This window comes from Curtobacterium sp. HSID17257 (genome assembly GCF_003989515.1).
GTDB lineage: Bacteria > Actinomycetota > Actinomycetes > Actinomycetales > Microbacteriaceae > Curtobacterium.
Genome location: NZ_RBLU01000059.1, coordinates 1 through 18,775, shown reverse-complemented (window position 1 = coordinate 18,775; position 18,775 = coordinate 1). Strand labels below are relative to the sequence as shown.

22 protein-coding genes are annotated in these 18,775 nt (G+C 70.8%); 15 read left to right on the top strand and 7 right to left on the bottom strand.

What is annotated here, in order from left to right:
* Positions 1-876: hypothetical protein (locus tag D8M35_RS10390; protein ID WP_126891792.1), on the bottom strand; the 876-nt coding region annotated here is incomplete at its 3' end.
* Positions 877-968: 92 nt separating this feature from the next.
* Complete coding sequence (locus tag D8M35_RS10385) at positions 969-1,235, bottom strand: hypothetical protein (RefSeq protein ID WP_126891791.1); 267 nt, start codon at positions 1,233-1,235, stop codon at positions 969-971.
* Between the two features lie 171 nt (positions 1,236-1,406).
* Between D8M35_RS10385 and msrA the strand changes: the two genes are divergently transcribed.
* From msrA to D8M35_RS10360, 5 genes are all read left to right on the top strand, one after another.
* Positions 1,407-1,934 carry a peptide-methionine (S)-S-oxide reductase MsrA gene (gene msrA, locus D8M35_RS10380; protein ID WP_126891790.1) on the top strand — a complete coding sequence of 176 codons (528 nt, stop codon included), beginning with the start codon at positions 1,407-1,409 and terminating at the stop codon, positions 1,932-1,934.
* A 37-nt stretch (positions 1,935-1,971) separates the two neighbouring features.
* Positions 1,972-2,175, top strand: coding sequence for a hypothetical protein (locus D8M35_RS10375; RefSeq protein ID WP_082687396.1), 204 nt, complete (start codon positions 1,972-1,974; stop codon positions 2,173-2,175).
* Between the two features lie 117 nt (positions 2,176-2,292).
* Positions 2,293-2,991 carry a single-stranded DNA-binding protein gene (locus D8M35_RS10370; RefSeq protein WP_126891789.1) on the top strand — a complete coding sequence of 233 codons (699 nt, stop codon included), beginning with the start codon at positions 2,293-2,295 and terminating at the stop codon, positions 2,989-2,991.
* Between the two features lie 137 nt (positions 2,992-3,128).
* Positions 3,129-4,814 (top strand): energy-dependent translational throttle protein EttA, encoded by a 1,686-nt coding sequence (ettA, locus tag D8M35_RS10365; RefSeq protein ID WP_126891788.1) that lies wholly within the window; start codon positions 3,129-3,131, stop codon positions 4,812-4,814.
* A gap of 3 nt (positions 4,815-4,817) precedes the next feature.
* A complete protein-coding gene (locus tag D8M35_RS10360) occupies positions 4,818-5,300 on the top strand; it encodes a thioesterase family protein (RefSeq protein ID WP_126891787.1) in 483 nt (160 codons plus the stop codon).
* Positions 5,301-5,309: 9 nt separating this feature from the next.
* Here the strand turns inward: D8M35_RS10360 and D8M35_RS10355 are convergent, their stop codons facing one another.
* A complete protein-coding gene (locus tag D8M35_RS10355; protein ID WP_126891786.1) occupies positions 5,310-6,167 on the bottom strand; it encodes an acyl-CoA thioesterase II in 858 nt (285 codons plus the stop codon).
* Positions 6,168-6,210: 43 nt separating this feature from the next.
* Between D8M35_RS10355 and D8M35_RS10350 the strand changes: the two genes are divergently transcribed.
* Both D8M35_RS10350 and D8M35_RS10345 read left to right on the top strand, forming a co-directional pair.
* A complete protein-coding gene (locus D8M35_RS10350; RefSeq protein WP_126891785.1) occupies positions 6,211-6,912 on the top strand; it encodes a hypothetical protein in 702 nt (233 codons plus the stop codon).
* A gap of 99 nt (positions 6,913-7,011) precedes the next feature.
* Positions 7,012-7,854, top strand: coding sequence for an NAD(P)H-binding protein (locus D8M35_RS10345; RefSeq protein WP_126891784.1), 843 nt, complete (start codon positions 7,012-7,014; stop codon positions 7,852-7,854).
* A gap of 79 nt (positions 7,855-7,933) precedes the next feature.
* Here the strand turns inward: D8M35_RS10345 and D8M35_RS10340 are convergent, their stop codons facing one another.
* From D8M35_RS10340 to pepN, 3 genes are all read right to left on the bottom strand, one after another.
* Positions 7,934-8,344, bottom strand: coding sequence for a globin (locus D8M35_RS10340; protein ID WP_126891794.1), 411 nt, complete (start codon positions 8,342-8,344; stop codon positions 7,934-7,936).
* 47 nt (positions 8,345-8,391) lie between these two features.
* Positions 8,392-9,474, bottom strand: coding sequence for a mechanosensitive ion channel family protein (locus D8M35_RS10335; RefSeq protein WP_126891783.1), 1,083 nt, complete (start codon positions 9,472-9,474; stop codon positions 8,392-8,394).
* Between the two features lie 85 nt (positions 9,475-9,559).
* Positions 9,560-12,139, bottom strand: a complete 2,580-nt coding sequence (gene pepN / locus D8M35_RS10330; RefSeq protein WP_126891782.1) for an aminopeptidase N — start codon at positions 12,137-12,139, stop codon at positions 9,560-9,562.
* Between the two features lie 204 nt (positions 12,140-12,343).
* Between pepN and D8M35_RS10325 the strand changes: the two genes are divergently transcribed.
* The 5 genes from D8M35_RS10325 to D8M35_RS10305 all read left to right on the top strand — a co-directional run bounded on the left by D8M35_RS10325 (position 12,344) and on the right by D8M35_RS10305 (position 16,037).
* Positions 12,344-12,904, top strand: coding sequence for a disulfide bond formation protein DsbA (locus tag D8M35_RS10325; RefSeq protein ID WP_126891793.1), 561 nt, complete (start codon positions 12,344-12,346; stop codon positions 12,902-12,904).
* Between the two features lie 152 nt (positions 12,905-13,056).
* Entirely contained in the window at positions 13,057-13,338 is a 282-nt protein-coding gene (locus D8M35_RS10320) for a hypothetical protein (RefSeq protein WP_126891781.1), read from the top strand.
* 8 nt (positions 13,339-13,346) lie between these two features.
* Positions 13,347-14,537 (top strand): hypothetical protein, encoded by a 1,191-nt coding sequence (locus tag D8M35_RS10315; RefSeq protein ID WP_126891780.1) that lies wholly within the window; start codon positions 13,347-13,349, stop codon positions 14,535-14,537.
* The gene (locus D8M35_RS10310) at positions 14,534-14,989 is read left to right on the top strand and encodes a hypothetical protein (RefSeq protein WP_126891779.1); all 456 of its coding nucleotides are present in this window, start codon (positions 14,534-14,536) and stop codon (positions 14,987-14,989) included. The genes D8M35_RS10315 and D8M35_RS10310 overlap by 4 nt, the downstream gene beginning before the upstream one ends.
* Positions 14,982-16,037 carry a hypothetical protein gene (locus D8M35_RS10305; protein ID WP_126891778.1) on the top strand — a complete coding sequence of 352 codons (1,056 nt, stop codon included), beginning with the start codon at positions 14,982-14,984 and terminating at the stop codon, positions 16,035-16,037. The genes D8M35_RS10310 and D8M35_RS10305 overlap by 8 nt, the downstream gene beginning before the upstream one ends.
* Before the next feature lie 17 nt (positions 16,038-16,054).
* Here the strand turns inward: D8M35_RS10305 and D8M35_RS10300 are convergent, their stop codons facing one another.
* The gene (locus D8M35_RS10300) at positions 16,055-16,582 is read right to left on the bottom strand and encodes a GNAT family N-acetyltransferase (protein WP_126891777.1); all 528 of its coding nucleotides are present in this window, start codon (positions 16,580-16,582) and stop codon (positions 16,055-16,057) included.
* Between D8M35_RS10300 and D8M35_RS10295 the strand changes: the two genes are divergently transcribed.
* Genes D8M35_RS10295 through D8M35_RS10285 form a run of 3 tightly spaced genes read left to right on the top strand, consistent with a single transcriptional unit; the run spans position 16,581 to position 18,681 of the window.
* Positions 16,581-17,234 carry a helix-turn-helix domain-containing protein gene (locus D8M35_RS10295; RefSeq protein ID WP_126891776.1) on the top strand — a complete coding sequence of 218 codons (654 nt, stop codon included), beginning with the start codon at positions 16,581-16,583 and terminating at the stop codon, positions 17,232-17,234. The two genes, D8M35_RS10300 and D8M35_RS10295, sit on opposite strands and share 2 nt — an antisense overlap.
* Before the next feature lie 10 nt (positions 17,235-17,244).
* The gene (locus D8M35_RS10290; RefSeq protein ID WP_126891775.1) at positions 17,245-17,733 is read left to right on the top strand and encodes a ribose-5-phosphate isomerase; all 489 of its coding nucleotides are present in this window, start codon (positions 17,245-17,247) and stop codon (positions 17,731-17,733) included.
* A gap of 18 nt (positions 17,734-17,751) precedes the next feature.
* A complete protein-coding gene (locus D8M35_RS10285; RefSeq protein WP_126891774.1) occupies positions 17,752-18,681 on the top strand; it encodes an Fpg/Nei family DNA glycosylase in 930 nt (309 codons plus the stop codon).
* The last annotated feature ends 94 nt before the right edge of the window (positions 18,682-18,775 follow it).

The following is an 18,775-nucleotide window of genomic DNA, read 5'->3' as shown; positions in this document are numbered from 1 at the left end:
GCGCGCTCGTGGATCGACCGCGCTCCCGGCACGGGCGGCGCCGGGTCGTCCGAGGCCTCGGGGTCGTCCGCACGCGCCCACTTCACGGTCCACCGGACCAGCGGCTGCACGCGGTCGCACGCCGCGGAGGTCGTCGATCGGGGTGGTGGCATCGTGGTCGGTCGTCGGCACCGCGGCCGGGCCGGACGGGTGCACTCCCGATGCTCCCGGCGCGGCCCCTCCGGCGGGGGAACTGGACTGCTGCGGCGCCGGACGGAGCGAGGTCGTGGTCGGCGTCGGGCTCGACGGGGCCGAGCCAGCCTCCGTGTCGGCCGGTCGCTGCTGCTGTCGGCCGGCGTTCCAGTCCTGCTGGCGGGTGATGAGTTCGGCGTCGGGGTCCGGGGAGTCGAACTTCCACCGTTCGAGATCGGCCTTGAACAGCTTCTTCGCGCGGCCCGGCTTGGCGTTCCACTCGAGCAGACGATCGCGCAGCTCACCGAGCGACTGTTCCGCCTGCGACGTGAACGTCGAAGAGTTGCGCTTGATGTCGGCGATCTCGTGCTGCACCCAGTCGGCGGCCAGCGGAGCGCCGCTCACCGGCAGGAGCCGCAGCCGCACGTCGGCATCCTCGGCGAGGTGGTCCGCGTACGCGCGTTCCTCGTGTCCGAGCACTCCCCAGCGAGAAGCCTTGCGCGCCGCGGCGACCACGCCCGCGACCGCCGAGTTCCGGCTCTCGCGGTCGTGGAGCGCGACGACCCGCTTCGCTGCCGCACGCCCGATGAGCGCGGCGATCACTCCGGCGACGACGATCGCGACGAAGGGGATGATCGCGCCGGACAGCACGCGCCAACCCTCGTCGGATGCGGTCCAGTCGGTCAGGTCGTTCCACCAGTCCATGCGCGAACCCTACGCAGCGCGAAGCCCGGAACCGCGGAGGCGGGTCGGCGTTCCGTCGAGCCGGGAGTGTCCCGTCGCCGCCGCCCGGTGGCTCAGCCCCAGCGCAGGCAGTCCACGGCGTCGTCGGCCGACCACACGTTCGGCAGCTCGACGAACCGGCGCTCCGTCGCGACGTACCGACGGGCGCGGTACGCGGTGCCGCCCGCGACGTCCACCCGGTCGACGTACCCGACGATCTCGCCGTTGGCGCGGGTGACCCGGCTGAGGTCGTCCCGCACGTCGAGCACGCGCAGGTCACCACGGCTGCGTGCAACCGACGTGGAGCGGATCCGGAACGCTGGTTCGGTGCTGGTCTGCACGGGTGCCTCCTGGTGGTCTGTCGCGGTCTCGTTGCCTCGACGCTACGGCCGACCACCGACAGTGCACGGGCGTGCAGTCAGCCTCGGGAAGGCCGGTGGCGGGGAGCATCCTGTGCAGGAGCCGTACCCCCTCCTCGCGCACCCGGAGCAGCGGAGCGTACGGTGAGGCACATGACGACCTTCGTGCTCGCAGGTGGATGCTTCTGGTGCCTCGACGCCGTGTACCGGACCCTGCAGGGCGTCCGGGACGTGGTGTCCGGCTACACCGGCGGCGCGACGGACCACCCGAGCTACGAGGCCGTCTGCACCGGTACGACCGGCCACGCCGAGGCGATCGCGGTCACCTTCGACGAGTCGGTCATCCCGGCCGACGTGGTCCTCGACGTCTTCTTCACGCTGCACGACCCGCGCCAGCTCGACCGCCAGGGCGCTGACGTCGGGACGCAGTACCGCTCGGCGATGTTCCCGGCGGACGACGAGCAGCGTGCGGTCTTCGAGCGGGCGGTCCAGCGCGCCGCGGACATGTGGGACGGCGGGATCGTGACGACGATCGAGCCGCTCGGTACCTTCTTCCGTGCGGAGGAGTACCACCAGGACTTCTTCGCGAAGAACCCCGGACAGGGCTACTGCCTCGCGGTCGCGCTGCCCAAGGTGAACAAGGTCCGCAAGGCCTACAGTCAGTACATCCTGGCGTCCTGACACACGGACGCCGGGGCCACGAGGAGGTGGTCGAACGATGATGGACAACACCGGGACCTGGGTGGCCGTCGGTCCGGCGGGCGCGGTCGGCAGCATCCGCCGCGCGCCGGACGGGTTCCAGGTCGAGCTCTACGGCCGACGGGGTCGAGGGGGGACCTACCCGTCGCTGGAGTCCGCGAAGGGCGCGGTCCACGCGGCGCTCGGACCCCTCGCGGACCGTCCCGAGTTCCGCGCGCACTGACCCGTCGGCCGGGAGGCACGGGGGACTCTTCCTCCACAGCCCCCCTGAACGACGTGGTGAGTCACAGATCGAGCCCTGGGTCGCCTCCGCGACCCGGGGCTCGCCCACGATCGAGTCATGAACGACACGATCACCGTCTGCGGCATCGTCGCGACCGAGCCCCGCCACCTCGTCACCGACACCGGCATCGCGATCACGAGCCTGCGTCTGGCCTCCCCCTCACGACGATGGGACCGCAGCACCTCGTCCTGGACCAACGGTCCGACCAACTGGTACACCGTCACCGCGTTCCGCTCCCTCGCCGCCAACGTCCACAAGTCCATGAAGAAGGGCGACCGGATCCTGGTGACCGGTCGCGTGCGGATCCGAGCCTGGGAGCGGGACGGGCGGGGCGGGACCTCGGTCGAGATCGACGCCGACGGCATCGGTCACGACCTCGCCTGGGGGATCAGCAACTGGATCCGCGTCCCGCGGCAGGTCGGCGACTCGAACGCGGGGCCGGGGGTGCCACCCGGGGTGCCGACGGTGAACCCCGACACGGGCGAGGTGACGGGCACGGTACCGGAGGACGACCACCCCTCGGCCGTGGACGCGATCGACGGCGGTCACACCCTGCCCGCGGCCGTGGTCGACACGGCGCTCCCGCACCACGACGTCGAGCCCGTCCGGCTCGGACGCGCTGACGGCGGAGTCGACGGCGTCGAGCACGGCGGAGCCGCGGATCCTCGCGATCCGCGGACGAGCGGTACCGGCGACCGGCCCACCGCCGAGCAGCGTGCGTCCGACCCCGACGAGGACGACCGTGCGGTCGCGTGACCGGAGCGCCGACCGGACCACCTGCCGCGGAGCGCAGGCGCTCGGACACGGGCACGCGACGGGCACACGCCGGGTACGCGGCGCCCAGCGGCGCAGGGGGAGCGGTGGCGCGCCCGGGTCAGTAGACTTGCGCCGATATGGCTGAGTACATCTACCAGATGGTCCGCGCCCGCAAGACGGTCGGCGACAAGCTGATCCTCGACGACGTCACGATGTCGTTCCTCCCCGGCGCCAAGATCGGCGTCGTGGGGCCGAACGGTGCGGGCAAGTCGACGATCCTGAAGATCATGGCGGGTCTCGACCAGCCGTCCAACGGCGAGGCGAAGCTGACGCCCGGCTTCTCCGTCGGCATCCTCATGCAGGAGCCCGAGCTCGACGAGTCCAAGACCGTGCTCGAGAACGTCCAGATGGGCGTCGGCGCGATCAAGGGCAAGCTCGACCGCTTCAACGAGATCTCCGCGCTGATGGCCGAGCCGGACGCCGACTTCGACGCCCTCCTCGCCGAGATGGGCACCCTGCAGGAGGAGATCGACGCGGCCGACGCGTGGGACCTCGACTCCCAGCTCGAGCAGGCCATGGACGCACTGCAGTGCCCGCCGGCGGACGCACAGATCGCCAACCTCTCGGGTGGTGAGAAGCGCCGCGTCGCGCTCTGCAAGCTGCTCCTCGAGAAGCCCGACCTGCTCCTCCTCGACGAGCCCACCAACCACCTCGACGCCGAGTCCGTCCTCTGGCTCGAGCAGCACCTGTCGAAGTACCCCGGCGCCGTGCTCGCGGTCACCCACGACCGGTACTTCCTCGACCACGTCGCGCAGTGGATCGCCGAGGTCGACCGCGGTCGCCTCTACCCGTACGAGGGCAACTACTCGACCTACCTCGAGAAGAAGCGCGAACGTCTCGAGGTCCAGGGCAAGAAGGACGCGAAGCTCGCGAAGCGCCTGACCAGCGAGCTCGAGTGGGTCCGGAGCAACTCGAAGGGCCGTCAGGCGAAGTCGAAGGCTCGTCTGGCCCGCTACGAGGAGATGGCTGCCGAGGCCGAGCGCACGCGGAAGCTCGACTTCGAGGAGATCGTGATCCCCGTCGGCCCGCGCCTGGGATCCCAGGTGATCGACGCCGAGAAGCTCCACAAGCAGTTCGGCGAGCGTGTCATCATCGACGGCCTGTCCTTCACGCTGCCGCGCAACGGCATCGTCGGCGTCATCGGCCCGAACGGTGTCGGCAAGACCACGCTGTTCAAGACCATCGTCGGCCTCGAGCCGCTCGACGGCGGGCAGCTGAAGGTGGGCGAGACCGTCGACATCTCCTACGTCGACCAGAGCCGCGGCGGCATCGACCCGAACAAGAACCTGTGGGAGGTCGTGTCCGACGGTCTGGACTTCATCCAGGTCGGCAAGACCGAGATCCCGTCCCGCGCGTACGTCTCGCAGTTCGGCTTCAAGGGCCCGGACCAGCAGAAGAAGGCCGGCGTGCTCTCCGGTGGTGAGCGCAACCGCCTGAACCTCGCGCTGACGCTCAAGCAGGGCGGCAACCTGCTGCTCCTCGACGAGCCGACCAACGACCTCGACGTCGAGACCCTCGGCAGCCTCGAGAACGCGCTGCTCGAGTTCCCGGGCTGCGCCGTCGTGATCACCCACGACCGCTGGTTCCTCGACCGGATCGCCACGCACATCCTCGCGTGGGAGGGCCTGAACGAGGACGGCACCCCCGACTGGTACTGGTTCGAGGGCAACTTCGAGGCGTACGAGGAGAACAAGCTCGTCCGTCTCGGGCCGGACGCGAACAAGCCCGGTCGCTCGACGTACCGCAAGCTCACGCGCGACTGACCCGTGGCCAGGCTGCACGTCCCCGTCCGCATCCGGTGGAGCGACATCGACGCGTACGGGCACGTCAACAACTCCGCGATGCTGCGTCTCCTGGAGGAGGCGCGCATCGCGGGGTTCTGGGGCCACGATCCCGCCGACGTCGCGCCCGAGGACGACCTGCCGGACCCGATCATCGACGGTCGCCCCGGATCCGGGACGATGACCGTGATCGCTGCCCAGCGGCTCGAGTACCTGGCGTCGATCCCGTACCTGCGGCGGCCGCTCGACGTCCAGATGTGGATCGGGCGCATCGGGGGCGCGAGCATCGACGTCTCGTACGAGATCCGGTCGCCCGCCGGTGTCGAACCCCAGGTGCTGTACACCCGCGCCACGACCGCCCTGGTCATGGTCGATGCGGCGACCAACCGACCCCGGCGCCTGTCCGAGGCTGAGCGTGCCGCGTGCGCGCCGTTCGTCGAAGCCCCGGTGGAGTTCTCCCGCCCGTAGCGCGGAGCGTCAGCGCGGGACGCGCATCATGCCCTCCTGCGCGACCGAGGCCAGCAGACGGCCGTCACGGGAGAACATCCGCCCGAACGCCAACCCCCGGCCACCCTGGGCGCTCGGCGACTCCTGCACGTACAGCACCCAATCGTCGGCACGACCGTCCCGGTGCCACCACATCGCGTGGTCGAGGCTCGCGCTCTTGACCCCGGGCGTGCCCCAGGCGACTCCGTGCCGGCGCATGATCGGTTCCAGGATCGACATGTCGCTCGCGTAGCCGAGCACGGCCCGGTGCAGCGACGGGTCCTCGGGCAGGTCGCCGTCGACCCGGAACCACACGGCCTGGTGCGGGACGCGCTCGCCCTGCACGTCGACGAACACCGGACCCTCGACGTGCCGCAGGTCGATCGAACGCTCCGCCCATGCCTGCGCCACGGGGTGGTCGATCGCCGAGAGGATCGACGCGGCAGACGGCAGCGACTCCGGCTCGGGGGTGTCGACGGGGAAGGGGTCCTGGTGCTCGACCCCGTCGTCCGGTCGTTGGAACGACGCGATCATCGAGAAGATCGGGACACCGCGCTGGTAGGCCTGGACGCGTCGGGTGGCGAAGGACCGGCCGTCGTGGATGCGTTCGACGGCGAACGTGATCGGCACGTCGATGTCGCCGGGGCGCAGGAAGTACCCGTGCATCGAGTGGATGTCGCGGTCCTCGATCGTGTGCTGCGCGGCGACGATGCACTGCGCGAGCACCTGTCCGCCGAACACCCGGCCGCCGGGCGACCAGTGGCTGGCACCGGTGAGGATCGTCTCGCCCGTGCTCGCGCCGGTGTCCTGCAGTCGGAGGGTGCTGAGGAAGTCGGGTTCGCCGTTCACCCCCGCAGTCTACGAACCCGCCACCGGTAGGATCGGTGTCGACATGGGCACCTCGTTCACGCTTCCCGACGCCGCCTCGCTCGGCGACCTCCGCACCTACCTCGGACGCGCTGCCCGGATCGAGGACGGCTCCGTGCGGCTCATCGCCGACTCGGGCGTCCTGGCGGTCTACACGGCGATCCTGTACCCGCTCGGACTGCTCGACGAACTCCCGACCGTGCTCGGCCTCCGCACCTTCTCGCTCACGGAGCCGGCGACGATCAACGCGGTCGTCCCGCTCGCGTCGTTGCAGGAGCGACTCCGCGTCCTGGCCGAGGAGCACGACGCAGCCGGGGCCGACGGTGCCGACCCGACGCGGCCGACCCCGATCGAGGTCGAGCTCCCGCACGAGGTCAACACGGTCACGTGGGCCGCGATCTCGCCGCCCCGCGGCGGCTGGGTGCCGCTGCCCGACATCTCGCCGGAGCTGCTCCGCCGCGCCGCCCGCGACGGCATCGCGGAGGTCGCCGACGCCGTCCCGTCGAACGCCGGCGAGGCGATCGTCCGTCGCATCCGCGCCGAGGTGTGGGGGCGCCCCGTCCCCGGGATCGAGCACGTGCCGGCGGCCGCGGGCTTCGCGGGGGAGAGCCTCGGGTTCCTCGGACACGACCCGGTGCGGCTGTTCGAGACCGGCCCCTGGAGCCGTATGACCTCGTCGCGCGGGCACATCCTGGTGAAGCGGCGCAGCTGGAACCTCGACCGGTAGCACGGGCCAGTTCCTGCACGACGAGGCCCGTCCGACTCGCCGTCCCCAGGTCTCCCTGACGTCCACCCGGCACCACGATCGGAGTGGTTGGGTTGCGTCATGAACGTCTTCCTCACCGGTGCGTCCGGCTACATCGGGTCATCAGTCCTCCGCGCTCTCGTCGCCCACGGGCACGAGGTCACGGCGGTCGTCCGCTCCGACCAGAAGGCGCAGGCGGTCCGCGACGCCGGCGGGCAGGCGATCGTCGGCGACCTCAGCGACACCGACCTCGTCCGTCGCCTCGCGCACGAGAGCGACGCCGTCGTCCACACCGCCTCGGCCGAGTCCGTGGACCCCGACTTCACGGCGACGGTGATCGACGCCCTGTCCGGTACACCGAAGCCGTTCGTGCACACCGGCGGCATCTTCACGTTCGGTGACTCCACCGACATCTCGGAGCAGTCGCTCGTCGACCCGCCGGAGCTGACGGCGTGGCGCGCTCCGATCGAAGCGCGGGTGCGCGCGAGTGCGGCCCGGACCACCATCGTCGCACCCGGCATCGTGTACGGCCGCGGCGCCGGGATCCCGATGATGTTCGTCGGGGACGGGGAACACGAGGTCCGCCTGGTCGGCGACGGGTCGCAGCGGTGGACGACGGTGCACGTCGACGACCTGGGCGAGCTGTACGTCCTCGCCGTGCAGCGCGCCGAGCAGGACGGCTACGTCGTCGCTGCGACGGGTGACAACCCCACGGTGCGCGAGATCGCGGAGGCGGGCGCGCACGGTTCGCCGGTCGTCGCCGAGAGCGCCGACGACAGCCGGCGACGGCTCGGCCGCACGTTCGCCGACGCCCTGCTGCTGCACCAGGAGGCGTCCGGGGCGCATGCGCGTGCCGCCTTCGGCTGGAACCCGACCCGACCGTCCTTGGTCGAGGAGCTGGCGGACGGGCCGTCCGTCCGGTAGTCCCGCCCCGGGGCGGACGGGAGGCCCGTGGCGGGCCCGCCACGCGCCTCCCGTCCGTGGCCGGGCCGAGACGGGACGGTCAGTCGAACGTGTTCGTCATCGCGTGGGCGGCCCGGTCGAGGTACGCCCACAGTTCGGCCTCGTCGAGGGGCGCCAAGCTGAGCGACTCGACGGCATCGTGCATGTGGTGGAGCCAGCGCTCCCGCGCCTCGGACGTGATGCGGAACGGGTTGTGCCGCATCCGGAGCCTTGGGTGCCCGCGCTCCTCGCTGTAGGTGCCGGGGCCTCCCCAGTACTGCTGCAGGAACGCCGAGAGCCGCCAGATCGCACCCTCGAGGTCGTCTGCCGGGTACATCGGCCAGATGACCTCGTCCCGCTGCACGCCCTCGTAGAAGCGGCGGACGAGCCGGTCGAAGGTCGGTGCGCCGCCGATCCGTTCGTACAGGGAACCCGTGGCGCTGGTGCCGTGCTCGCCGACGCGGAGCGTGATCGGCTGTGCCGGCACGCCGCCGCCCCGTGTCGGAGGGGTGAGGTCGCTCACTGGTGGTCCTTCCCGGGCTCCTGCCCGCGGTCCTGGTCGTCCGTGCGGATCGCCCGTCCGAACAGGTTCCCACGCTTGCCCCCTCGGGACTTCGTGGGCGCCGGGGTCGGCTGCGTCCGGACCGAGCGGAGCCCGTTGATCGACGTGGCGTTCTCCCACCCCTCGGGCATGATCATCGCCATCGCGGGCAGCGTGATGCCGAGCTCGTCGACGGCGCGCTTGAGCCGCACGCGCATCTCGCGTCCGACGACGTCGAGCTCGGAGGCGCGGGTCTTCACGACGAGGCGGAACACCATGCCCGCGTCCGACACGGACTGCAGGCCCCAGATCTCCGGCTTCTCCACGATGCGCTGCCGCCAGCGGGGCTCCTGCGACATCGTCACCGCGGCGCGGAGCAGGGCGTCCTGCACGGCGTCGATGTCGGTGTCGTACGGCACGGTGATGTCGACCAGGACGCGCGACCAGCCCTGCGAGAGGTTGCCGACGCGCAGGATCTGCCCGTTCGGGACGAACCACAGGATGCCGTTCACGTCGCGGATCTGCATGACGCGGAGGCCCACGTTCTCGACGACGCCGGTGGCCTGCCCGGTGTCGACGACGTCACCGACGCCCGCCTGGTCCTCGAGGATCATGAACACGCCCGACAGCAGGTCCTTCACGATGCTCTGTGCACCCACCGCCAGGCCCGCGGCGATGAGGGACGCGCCACCGACGATCCCCACTGCGGCGTTCGGCAAGACCTGCGGGATGATCACGGCGAGGGCGATGATGACAACCGCCACGGTCGCCAGGTTCTCGAGCACGCTGCCGAGCGTCCGCGTCCGCTGCACCACGCGCGCGGTCTGCACCGGAGAAGCGATGAGCGCCTGGGTGTCGTCGACGTTCTGACGACGCTTGGCGCCGTTCACCACCCGGTCGACCACGCCCTTGATGACGCGGCGCAGGAGTAGCCGCACGAGGATCGCCGCGATGATCGTCACGACGATCACGATCGGCACGTGCCAGGTCTCGACGAACTGGGTGAAGGTGTTCGACATCCAGGCGGGGACGTCGTCGGTCGTGTTCGCTGCCGAGTTCATGATCCGAACGATGCTAGAGGGCGGGGCCTCGGTGACCCTTGAGGATCACCGAGGCCCCGCCCTCAGTTCGACCGCAGCGCTGAGATCAGGCGTCAGCCGCCTGGACCCGCAGCGCACGCTCGGTGCCCGCGAGGTTCTCGGAGACGATGCGGCGGAGCGCCGGGGTCTCCGGGTGTGCCTCGAGCCACGCGTTCGCGGCGTCACGGAGCTCGACCGACGCGAGCGGCGCGGGGTAGAGCCCGCTGACGATCGTGTCGGCGATGTGGTAGCTCCGCTCGGCCCAGATGCGCGTCAGCACGTCGAAGTACTTCGACACGAGCCCCTCGAGCACGACCGGGCTGTTGGTGTGCTGGAACCCGACGGTCGTCTGCCGGACGATCGCGTTCGGTGCCTCGGACGAGTCGACGAGCGACGAGAACGCCGCGAGCTTGCCCTCGGCGGTCGGGATCGTCGCGCGCGCCCGGGCGGCGGCCTGCTCACCCGAGGCCGTCTTGTCGGCCGCGAGTTCGGCGTCGACCTCGGCGTCGCCGGCAGCGCCGGCGAGCACCAGGCCCTCGAGCAGCTCCCAGCGCAGGTCGGTGTCGATCTCCAGGCCCTGGAGCGTGACGGAACCGTCGCGCAGGCCCTGCAGCGTCGCCACGTGCTCCGGCGTTGACGCGATCTGCGCGAAGAACTTCACGAACTGGAACTGGGCGTCGGACCCGGCTTCGGCCGAGGACGCCAGCTGCCAGAGCGTGTCGCCGACGGTGCGGACCGTGGTGTCGACCTTCGCCGGCGCGACGTAGCTGCGCGCGCTCAGGAGCAGCTGCGAGAGCGTGGTGCGGATCGTCGTCGACTCGGTCTCGGTCGCGATGTTGCCGAGCACCAGGCGGACGTAGTCGCTCGCGGGCGACTCGGCGTCGCGCGTGGCGTCCCACATCGCACCCCAGACGATCGAGCGGGCCAGCGGGTTCGCGATCGAGGCGAGGTGCTCGATCGCGGTGCGGCGGGACTGCTCGTCGAGACGGATCTTGGCGTACGCCAGGTCGTCGTCGTTGAGGAGCACGAGGTCGCCGCGGTGGACGCCGACGAGCTCGGGGACCTCGGTGCGGGCGCCGTCGACGTCGATCTCGACGCGGTGCGTGCGCTCGAGCTTGCCGCCGGCCGATGCGGTGTCGGCACCGAACGGAGCCGACTCGTCCGTCGTGAACCCGTACACGCCGATCGCCAGGCGGTGCGGGCGGAGCGTCGGGTGGTCGGCGGGGGCCTCCTGCAGCACGGCGAACGACGTGATCATGCCGGACTCGTCGACCTCGATCTCGGGGCGCAGCGTGTTCACGCCGGCGGTCTCGAGCCACAGCTTCGACCACTCGGACAGGTCGCGGCCGCTGGTCGCCTCGAGCTCGACGAGCAGGTCACGGAGCTCGGTGTTCGAGTGGTGGTGCTTCTTGAAGTACGCCGAGACGCCCGCGAAGAACGCGTCGATGCCGACCCAGGCCACGAGCTGCTTGAGGACGGAACCGCCCTTGGCGTACGTGATGCCGTCGAAGTTGACCTGGACGTCCTCGAGGTCGTTGATCGTCGCGACGATCGGGTGCGTCGAGGGGAGCTGGTCCTGGCGGTAGGCCCAGGACTTCTCCATCGCCTGGAACGTGGTCCACGCCTCGGTCCACTCGGTGGCCTCGGCCGTGGCGATGGTCGACGCCCACTCGGCGAACGACTCGTTCAGCCACAGGTCGTTCCACCACTTCATGGTCACGAGGTCGCCGAACCACATGTGCGCGAGCTCGTGCAGGATCGTGACGACCCGGCGCTCCTTGATGGCATCGGTGACCTTGGACCGGAACACGTAGGTCTCGGTGAACGTCACGCAGCCCGCGTTCTCCATCGCGCCGGCGTTGAACTCCGGCACGAAGAGCTGGTCGTACTTCTCGAACGGGTACGGGACGTCGAACTTCTCCTCGTAGTAGGCGAAGCCCTTCTTCGTCGTCTCGAAGACGTACTCGGGGTCGAGGTACTCGGCGAGCGAGCGCCGCGCGAAGACACCCAGCGGGATGGTGCGACCGTCGCGGCTCGTGAGCTCGTCGCGGACGACCTCGTACGGGCCGGCGACGAGCGCCGTGATGTAGCTCGAGATCTTCGCGGTCGGGGTGAACGCCCAGGTCGCGACCTCGCCGTCGACGTGCGGCTCGGGCGTCGGGGAGTTCGAGACGACCTGCCAGCGGGCCGGCGCCGTGACGGTGAAGGTGAACTCGGCCTTGAGGTCGGGCTGCTCGAACACCGCGAACATGCGGCGGGAGTCCGGGACCTCGAACTGGGAGTACAGGTACACCTCGTCGTCGACCGGGTCGACGAAGCGGTGCAGGCCCTCGCCCGTGTTCGTGTACATCGCGTCGGCGACCACCACGAGCTCGTTCTGCTCCTGCAGGTCGTCGAGCTGGATCCGGACGCCGTCGTTGACGGCCGCGACGTCGAGCGCGGTGCCGTTCAGCGTGATCGAGTGCACGGTCTTCGTGATCGCGTCGATGAAGGTCGAGGCACCGGCCGTCGCGGTGAACCGGACGCGCGTGGTGCTGCCGAAGGTCTCGGCCCCGCGGGTCAGGTCCAGCTCGACGTCGTACGTCTGCACGTCGACGATCGCGGCGCGTTCCTGGGCTTCGGTTCTGGTGAGGTTCTCTCCGGGCACGGACGCTCCAACTTCGCTTGCGGCGCGGACGATCGATGTCCGCGGTGAGGGGATCCCGGCAGGCGTCGTGCGCCGTCGGGACGATGGGATCAGCCTAGCGAGCGCGCGTACGCTCGCAGCGTGACCGAGACGACTGTGGACAACACCGAGACCGCTCGTACCGCTGTGGAGTTCTGGTTCGACCCGAACTGCCCGTGGGCCTGGATGACCAGCCGCTGGGTCGGCGAGGTCGAGCGGCAGCGCCCGATCGACGTGACCTGGCGGGTGATGAGCCTGTTCGTCCTGAACGAGGACCAGGACATCCCCGACGAGTACCGGGAGCGCATCCACAAGGGGCAGCTCTACCCGCGCATCGTGACCGCCGCGCTGCTCCGCCACGGCCAGGACATCGTCAAGCCGCTGTACGACGCGCTCGGCGAGCACGTCCACCACCGCCAGGAGTCCGACCCCGACCAGGTCGTGCCCGCAGTCCTCCGCGAACTCGACCTCGACGAGGACCTGCTCGAGTACGCCTGGACCGACGAGGTCGACCAGGCCGTCCGCGCGAGCCACCAGGACGGCATCGACCGCGTCGGTCAGGACGTCGGCACCCCGGTCATCGCCGTCGAGGGCGCCGCCTTCTTCGGTCCCGTCATCTCCCCGGCGCCGAAGGGCCAGGAGGCGCTCGACCTGTGGGACGGCGTCGTGGCCGTCGCCAAGTACCCCGGCTTCTTCGAACTCAAGCGTTCGCGGACGGTCGGCCCGATCTTCGACACGGTCGCGTAGCCCGACCCGCGTCGCGGACGCGACCAGCGGGCGGACGGGAGGCACGGTGCGGCCCCGCCCCGCACCTCCCGTCTGCTACGGTGCTGACTGAACGCTGAAACATCACGAGCACGGGGGTCTCGATGGGGGAGCAGTACCGGGTCGACCGGGGGATGACCGAACAGACGGTCGCGGACGTCCGCGACGCGGCGTCCGAGGTCGCCGAACGGGCAGCGGCCCTGACCGAGGGGCTCGATGCGGTCACCTCGGCAGCGAGCGGTTCGGACGTCGTCGCCTCGGCCGTCGCGTCCTTCGCCGCTGCGCGGTCGGCCACCGCACCGCGGATCGGTGCGCACCTCGCGGCGGTGAGCGCGGTCGGCCGGGTCGCCCTGGCCGCGGTGGACGAAGCAGACACGGAGATGGCCGTCCGGGCCGAGCGGGGCGCCGTCCGGTGAGTGCGCCGGTGAGCGCGGGGCTCCTCGACGAGATCCGTCTCGACATGGCCGCGGTCGTGGCCGCGGCCGGTGCGGCGAGCGCTGCCGCAGAGCGCGTCCGGACCGCTGCCACGGATGGCGAGCGGTCCTGGGCGGCCATGCCGTCCGCCTTCGCGATGCACGGTGTGAGCGAGGCGATGCCCGCGATGACCCGCCGGTCCAGCGACGCAGCCGACGGCCTGGCCGACAGCGTCACGGCCCTGCACCGGCTGCTCGACGGGGCCTCGTTCGAGTTCGCCGACCTCCGCTCTCGACGGGCCGTGCTGGCGGAACGGATCGCCTCCTTCACGGACGGGATCGGGCACGCCGTCGCACAGCACGACGCGGCGCTCGTCGATCCGCCGGCGTCGACCACGCCGTGGCGGGAGGTCCCCGGCCTCGCCGCCGAGGACACCGCGCTCCGATCGGCGGTCCGGGCGTGGAACGAGCAGTGGCGCGAGTGGCAGCGGGACCTCGCCTCGCGCATCCGGCGGATCGACGGTGGAGACTCGACAGACGGACTCGCCACCGACGCGACCGATGTCCGCACCGCAAGCCTCGTGGCGCCGATGCCGCTCCCGGGGTTCCCCTCGACGCCGTTCCAGTTCCCGTGGCCCTGGCTCGGGGCAGCCGGGGGAACAGCAGCCGGGGCGGGGAGTGCGGCCGCCGGAGCGTCCGCGCTCGAACTCCTCGGGATCCTCTTCGGACTGAGCGGCGACACCGCGAAGCAGACTCCCGCGGATGCGATGCGGCAGCGGATGGCGCAGGCCGACCGGGACGCCTGGGCCTGGACGCACGATCCACTCACCGGCAAGCCGCGCGAGGTCGCCGGTGGTGCTGGCATCATGACCGACGTCATCGGGCCGATGACCGGTGACGAAGCGATCAACGTGGCGAAGGGCTTTGGGTACAAGGGGTCGACGAAGCCGAACCGAGAGGTGGCCACGCCGGAGGAACTGGTCGACATCTGGAGGGAACTGTCGAGAGGCGGGAAGCCGATCGAAGTCGGTGCTCCGGGTGCGACGGCCGTCGAACTCCCGGACGGCACGACGGTCCAGTGGCGGCCGGACAGCAAATCCGGCGGCCCGACCATCGATGTCCACGCGAGCTCGAAGGACAAGATCAAGATCCATCTCCCGAAGGAATCGGATCCACACGACCTACCAGAGGACGCCCGATGAACGAACTGACCTACCAACTGCTCGCGGACGTCGCGGACGGCCTGGGTACGGACCTCTCCGAGTGGCACACGACCGTCGCACACCGCACCGGCGAGGACGACGCGACCACGCGCTCTCGCGTGCTCGGCTGGATCCGGGCTTCGGTCGAGCAGGACATCATGGGGCTCGGGTCTCTCGAACCTGATGAGGAGGGGCGGGGACGGTGGTCGAACTGGGACGGCCCGGTAGCCGATCGTCTCGAGCGTGCTGGCGCACGGTACGGCGCGACCGGCACGCTCTGGAACGTCTTCGCGACCGACACTCCTCGAGGGATGGATCTCTACGAGGCCGAGCGGAGTCGCCGCGAGGCAGCGAGCATCGATCCGGATGCGCACGTCGGTCATCACCTCAAGGGGATATGGGACGCCGACGGGAACGTCATCGAGCCGAACGGGGACAAGGTCGTTGTCTGACGCAGACCTGCAGTACGTGGCGTTCCCGACCGTGGAGGTGCGGGCGATGCCAGACGGCTCGATCGCAGCGCTCCGCGAGCCGCTGCCCGATCACGAGCAGTACATCGACGTGGTCCCACCCTCCGACGCCGAGGACCCGAAGGTGCAGCGGCGCAGCGTCCGGCGCGACGACGGCCTTCCACCGAGCGCCGAGCCTGCACCGCGGACGCCCGAGGAACGCCTCCTCCTCGACGTCCTCGAGTTCGGCGTGAACGGGTGCGCCACCGATCTCCGTGCCGTGCACCGGCTCGCCCGCACCGACCACGAGCCGGATCCCGTCGCCGCTCGCGCGATGGCACTCCGGGCCCTGGAGGTCGGACTCCGACGAGGGCTGTTGCAGAGCGGGATGTTCGTGCGGGCACAGGGCGTGCTGGCGTTCGTCGGGACCGACCGGACGATCGCGGACCAGGTCGCCACGCTGCGGTCCCGGTACGTGAGCGCGCCGGGAGTCGGCGAGTCCGACGAGGACCTCGCCGCGACGCTGTGGCTCATGAACGCGCCCGAGGGCGAGCGATACGCACGGACGCACGGTGCGAGCGCGCAGCCGGCCGCGCCGACGAGCACCGAGACCGCTACGCCGTCGGTCCCCTCGGACGACCCGGCCGTCGTCGTGCGCTCGTCGAGTGATGCGTGGGACAACCGGCACCACGAGCTCCTGGCCGACAACGTCTTCGAGGAACTCCGGAACGGCTGGCTGTCGTGGGAGCAGGGCATCGAGGACGCTGCACTGCGCAAGGTGGCGTGGGGCGTCGCCGCCGAGATCGTCTACGCCTTCGACGTCACGTGGTCGCCGAACTGGGTGCCGCAGGGACACCCGCACCGCTGGCACGACGACGAGGGGTGGCACGCGCGGTGCAACGACTGCCTCGCGGAGAGCCCCGCGGAAGCCGAGGAAGCGGTCGCGTGGGACTGGTTCGCCACCCATCGTGCCGTCGTGCACGGCGACGCCGCCCCGGCGTTCCGCCCGTCTCCACCGCCGATCGAGGTTCCGCTCCCCGGCGACGAGTGACGTCCGGATCGTGTGCGTCAGGCGATGCGCAACTGCATGAGCGTCAGGTCGAGCCACCGGTCGAACTTCCGGCCGACCTCGGGCAGCACCCCGACGGTGACGAACCCGAGCCGCTCGTGCAGGGCGATCGAGCCCGTGTTCGACGAGCAGATGCCGGCCATCACGACGTGCACGTCCGCCGCGCGGGCGTGTGCGACGAGGGCGTCCATCAGCACGGTCGCGATGCCCCGACCGCGGAACGCCGGCACGACGTAGACGCTGTGCTCGACAGTGTGGCGGTACCCCTGGTGTGGCCGGAACGCACTGTAGGTGACGTAGCCGGCGACGACCCCGTCGAGCTCGGCGACCAGCACGGGCAACCCGGCTGCACGACGCTCGGCGAGCCACCCGTCGAAGTACTCCCGCGGGTGCGGCTCCTCCTGCCAGATCGCCGTCGAGTGCAGCACGGCGTCGACGTGCAGGGCGTGCACGACGTCGAGGTCGCGCGGCTCGCAGTCCCGGACCGTGACCGGCGCCGTCGACTCCGTCGCATATGCTGTCGCCATGTCTCAGATCGTAGACGACGTCGAGCCGGCGACGGAACCCGGTGCCGAGCACCCGGACGACGCCGACCAGCGCCGCCTGGGAGAGCGGCTGCAGCGTCTGCGGACCGAACGGAAGTGGAGCCTGACCGAGCTCGCCGAGGAGTCCGGCGTCTCCCGCGCGATGATCAACCGCGTCGAGCGCGGTGTGTCGAGCCCGACGGCGACCATCCTCGGCAGGCTGTCCGGTGCCTTCGGGCTCACGATCTCGCAGCTCCTCGACGAGGCACTCGACCACGAGGTGCCCCGGGCGACCGATCCCGACGAGGCGCGCGGCGTCCAACGCGGCGCGACCGCCGACTCCTGGACCGATCCCGAGACCGGGTACCGCCGTCGTCCGGTCTCGAGTGCCGACTTCCCCGCGGACGTCACCGAGGTGCGCCTCCCGGCCGGTGCGCAGGTGGCGTACCCGGCGTCCGCCTACGCGTTCCTGCGGCACTGCATCTGGGTGGTCGACGGCGTGCTCGAGGTCGTCGTCGGCGACGTGCCGACGCGACTGAGTGCCGGCGACCGCATCGAGCTCGGCGAACCCGCCGACGTCGTCTACCGGAACCCGGGCGCGGAGCCCGTGCGGTACGTCGTGGTGGTGGTCCGGGCCGCGCGGGGCCGGGAATAGGATCGGAGCCATGCGCATCCACCTCGGAACGGACCACGCCGGCCTCGAGTTCAACAAGACCCTCGCCCAGCACCTGACCGAGGCGGGGCACGAGGTCGTCGACCACGGTCCGACCGAGTACGACGCGCTCGACGACTACCCCTCGTTCTGCATCAACGCCGCGCACGCCGTCGTGCAGGACCAGCGCGCGGGCGTCGAGGCGCTCGGTGTCGTCTTCGGCGGCTCGGGCAACGGTGAGCAGATCGCCGCGAACAAGGTCGAGGGCATCCGCGCGGCCCTGGTCTGGAACGAGTCGACCGCGCTCCTCGCCCGCCAGCACAACGACGCGAACGTCATCTCGATCGGCGCGCGTCAGCACACCGAGGACGAAGCGATGCGCTTCGTCGACCTGTTCGTCGCCGAGCCGTTCTCCGGCGAGGAACGCCACGCCCGCCGCATCGCGCAGCTGGCCGAGTACGAGACGACGGGGCACATCGCCGGTCGGCAGATCGACGAGTAGTCCGGGTAGACAGGACCGATGCCAGAGGGTCACTCCGTCCACCGCATCGCGAACCAGTTCTCCCGGCACTTCGTCGGCAAGCGCTGCGAGGTCTCCAGCCCGCAGGGGCGGTTCGCCGACGGCGCCGCGCAGCTCGACGGCAAGCGCATGATCGCCGCGCGTGCCGTGGCGAAGCAGATGTTCCTGGAGTTCGAGGACGACCTGTTCCTGCGCGTCCACCTCGGGCTCTACGGCGCGTGGGACTTCGCGGGCGTGATCTCGTCCGCCGAGGCGCTGTCCGAGGACGGCGACGGTGAGGAGTCGCTGTCGTCGATCGGCGCCCCGCGGCTCGCCCGGTACCGGATGGCCGAGCAGGAGAAGGCCGAGGACCCGATCGAGTCCTTCCCGCCGGACCCCGTCGGCCAGGTGCGCGTCCGCATCCTGACCGAGGACACGGTCGCGGACCTCCGCGGCCCGACCGCGTGCGTCGTCGAGGACCCGGCCGGCGTGCAGCGTGCGCTCGACAAGCTCGGACCGGACCCGATCAACGACGACGGCCCGGAGGCCGAGAAGACCTTCGTCGACAACGTCCGGAAGCGCAACGTCGCGATCGGGCAGCTGCTCATGGACCAGGCCGTGGTCGCGGGCATCGGCAACATCTACCGGGCCGAGCTGCTCTTCCGGCAGCGCATCGACCCGTACAAGCCCGGCAAGAAGATCACCGTCAAGCAGGCGAAGGCGCTCTGGCAGGACTGGTCGAAGCTGCTGCACGCGGGGGTCCGTGACGGCCTCATGCTGACCATGGACGACCTGTCCGAGGCCGACCACGCCAAGGCCGTGCGCTCGCGGAAGGACCGCCACTGGGTGTACCACCGCGAGGGGGAGCCCTGCCGGGTGTGCGGCACCGAGATCCGGATGGCGGACATGGCCGGACGCAAGCTCTACTGGTGCCCGAAGGACCAGAAGTAGGGGCGTCGGCTACAGGTCGCGGTGCGTGAACCGCCCCGCGACCGCGGTGCCGAGCACCTCGGCGTGCCGCAGCGCCCCCGAGTCGGCGACCGCA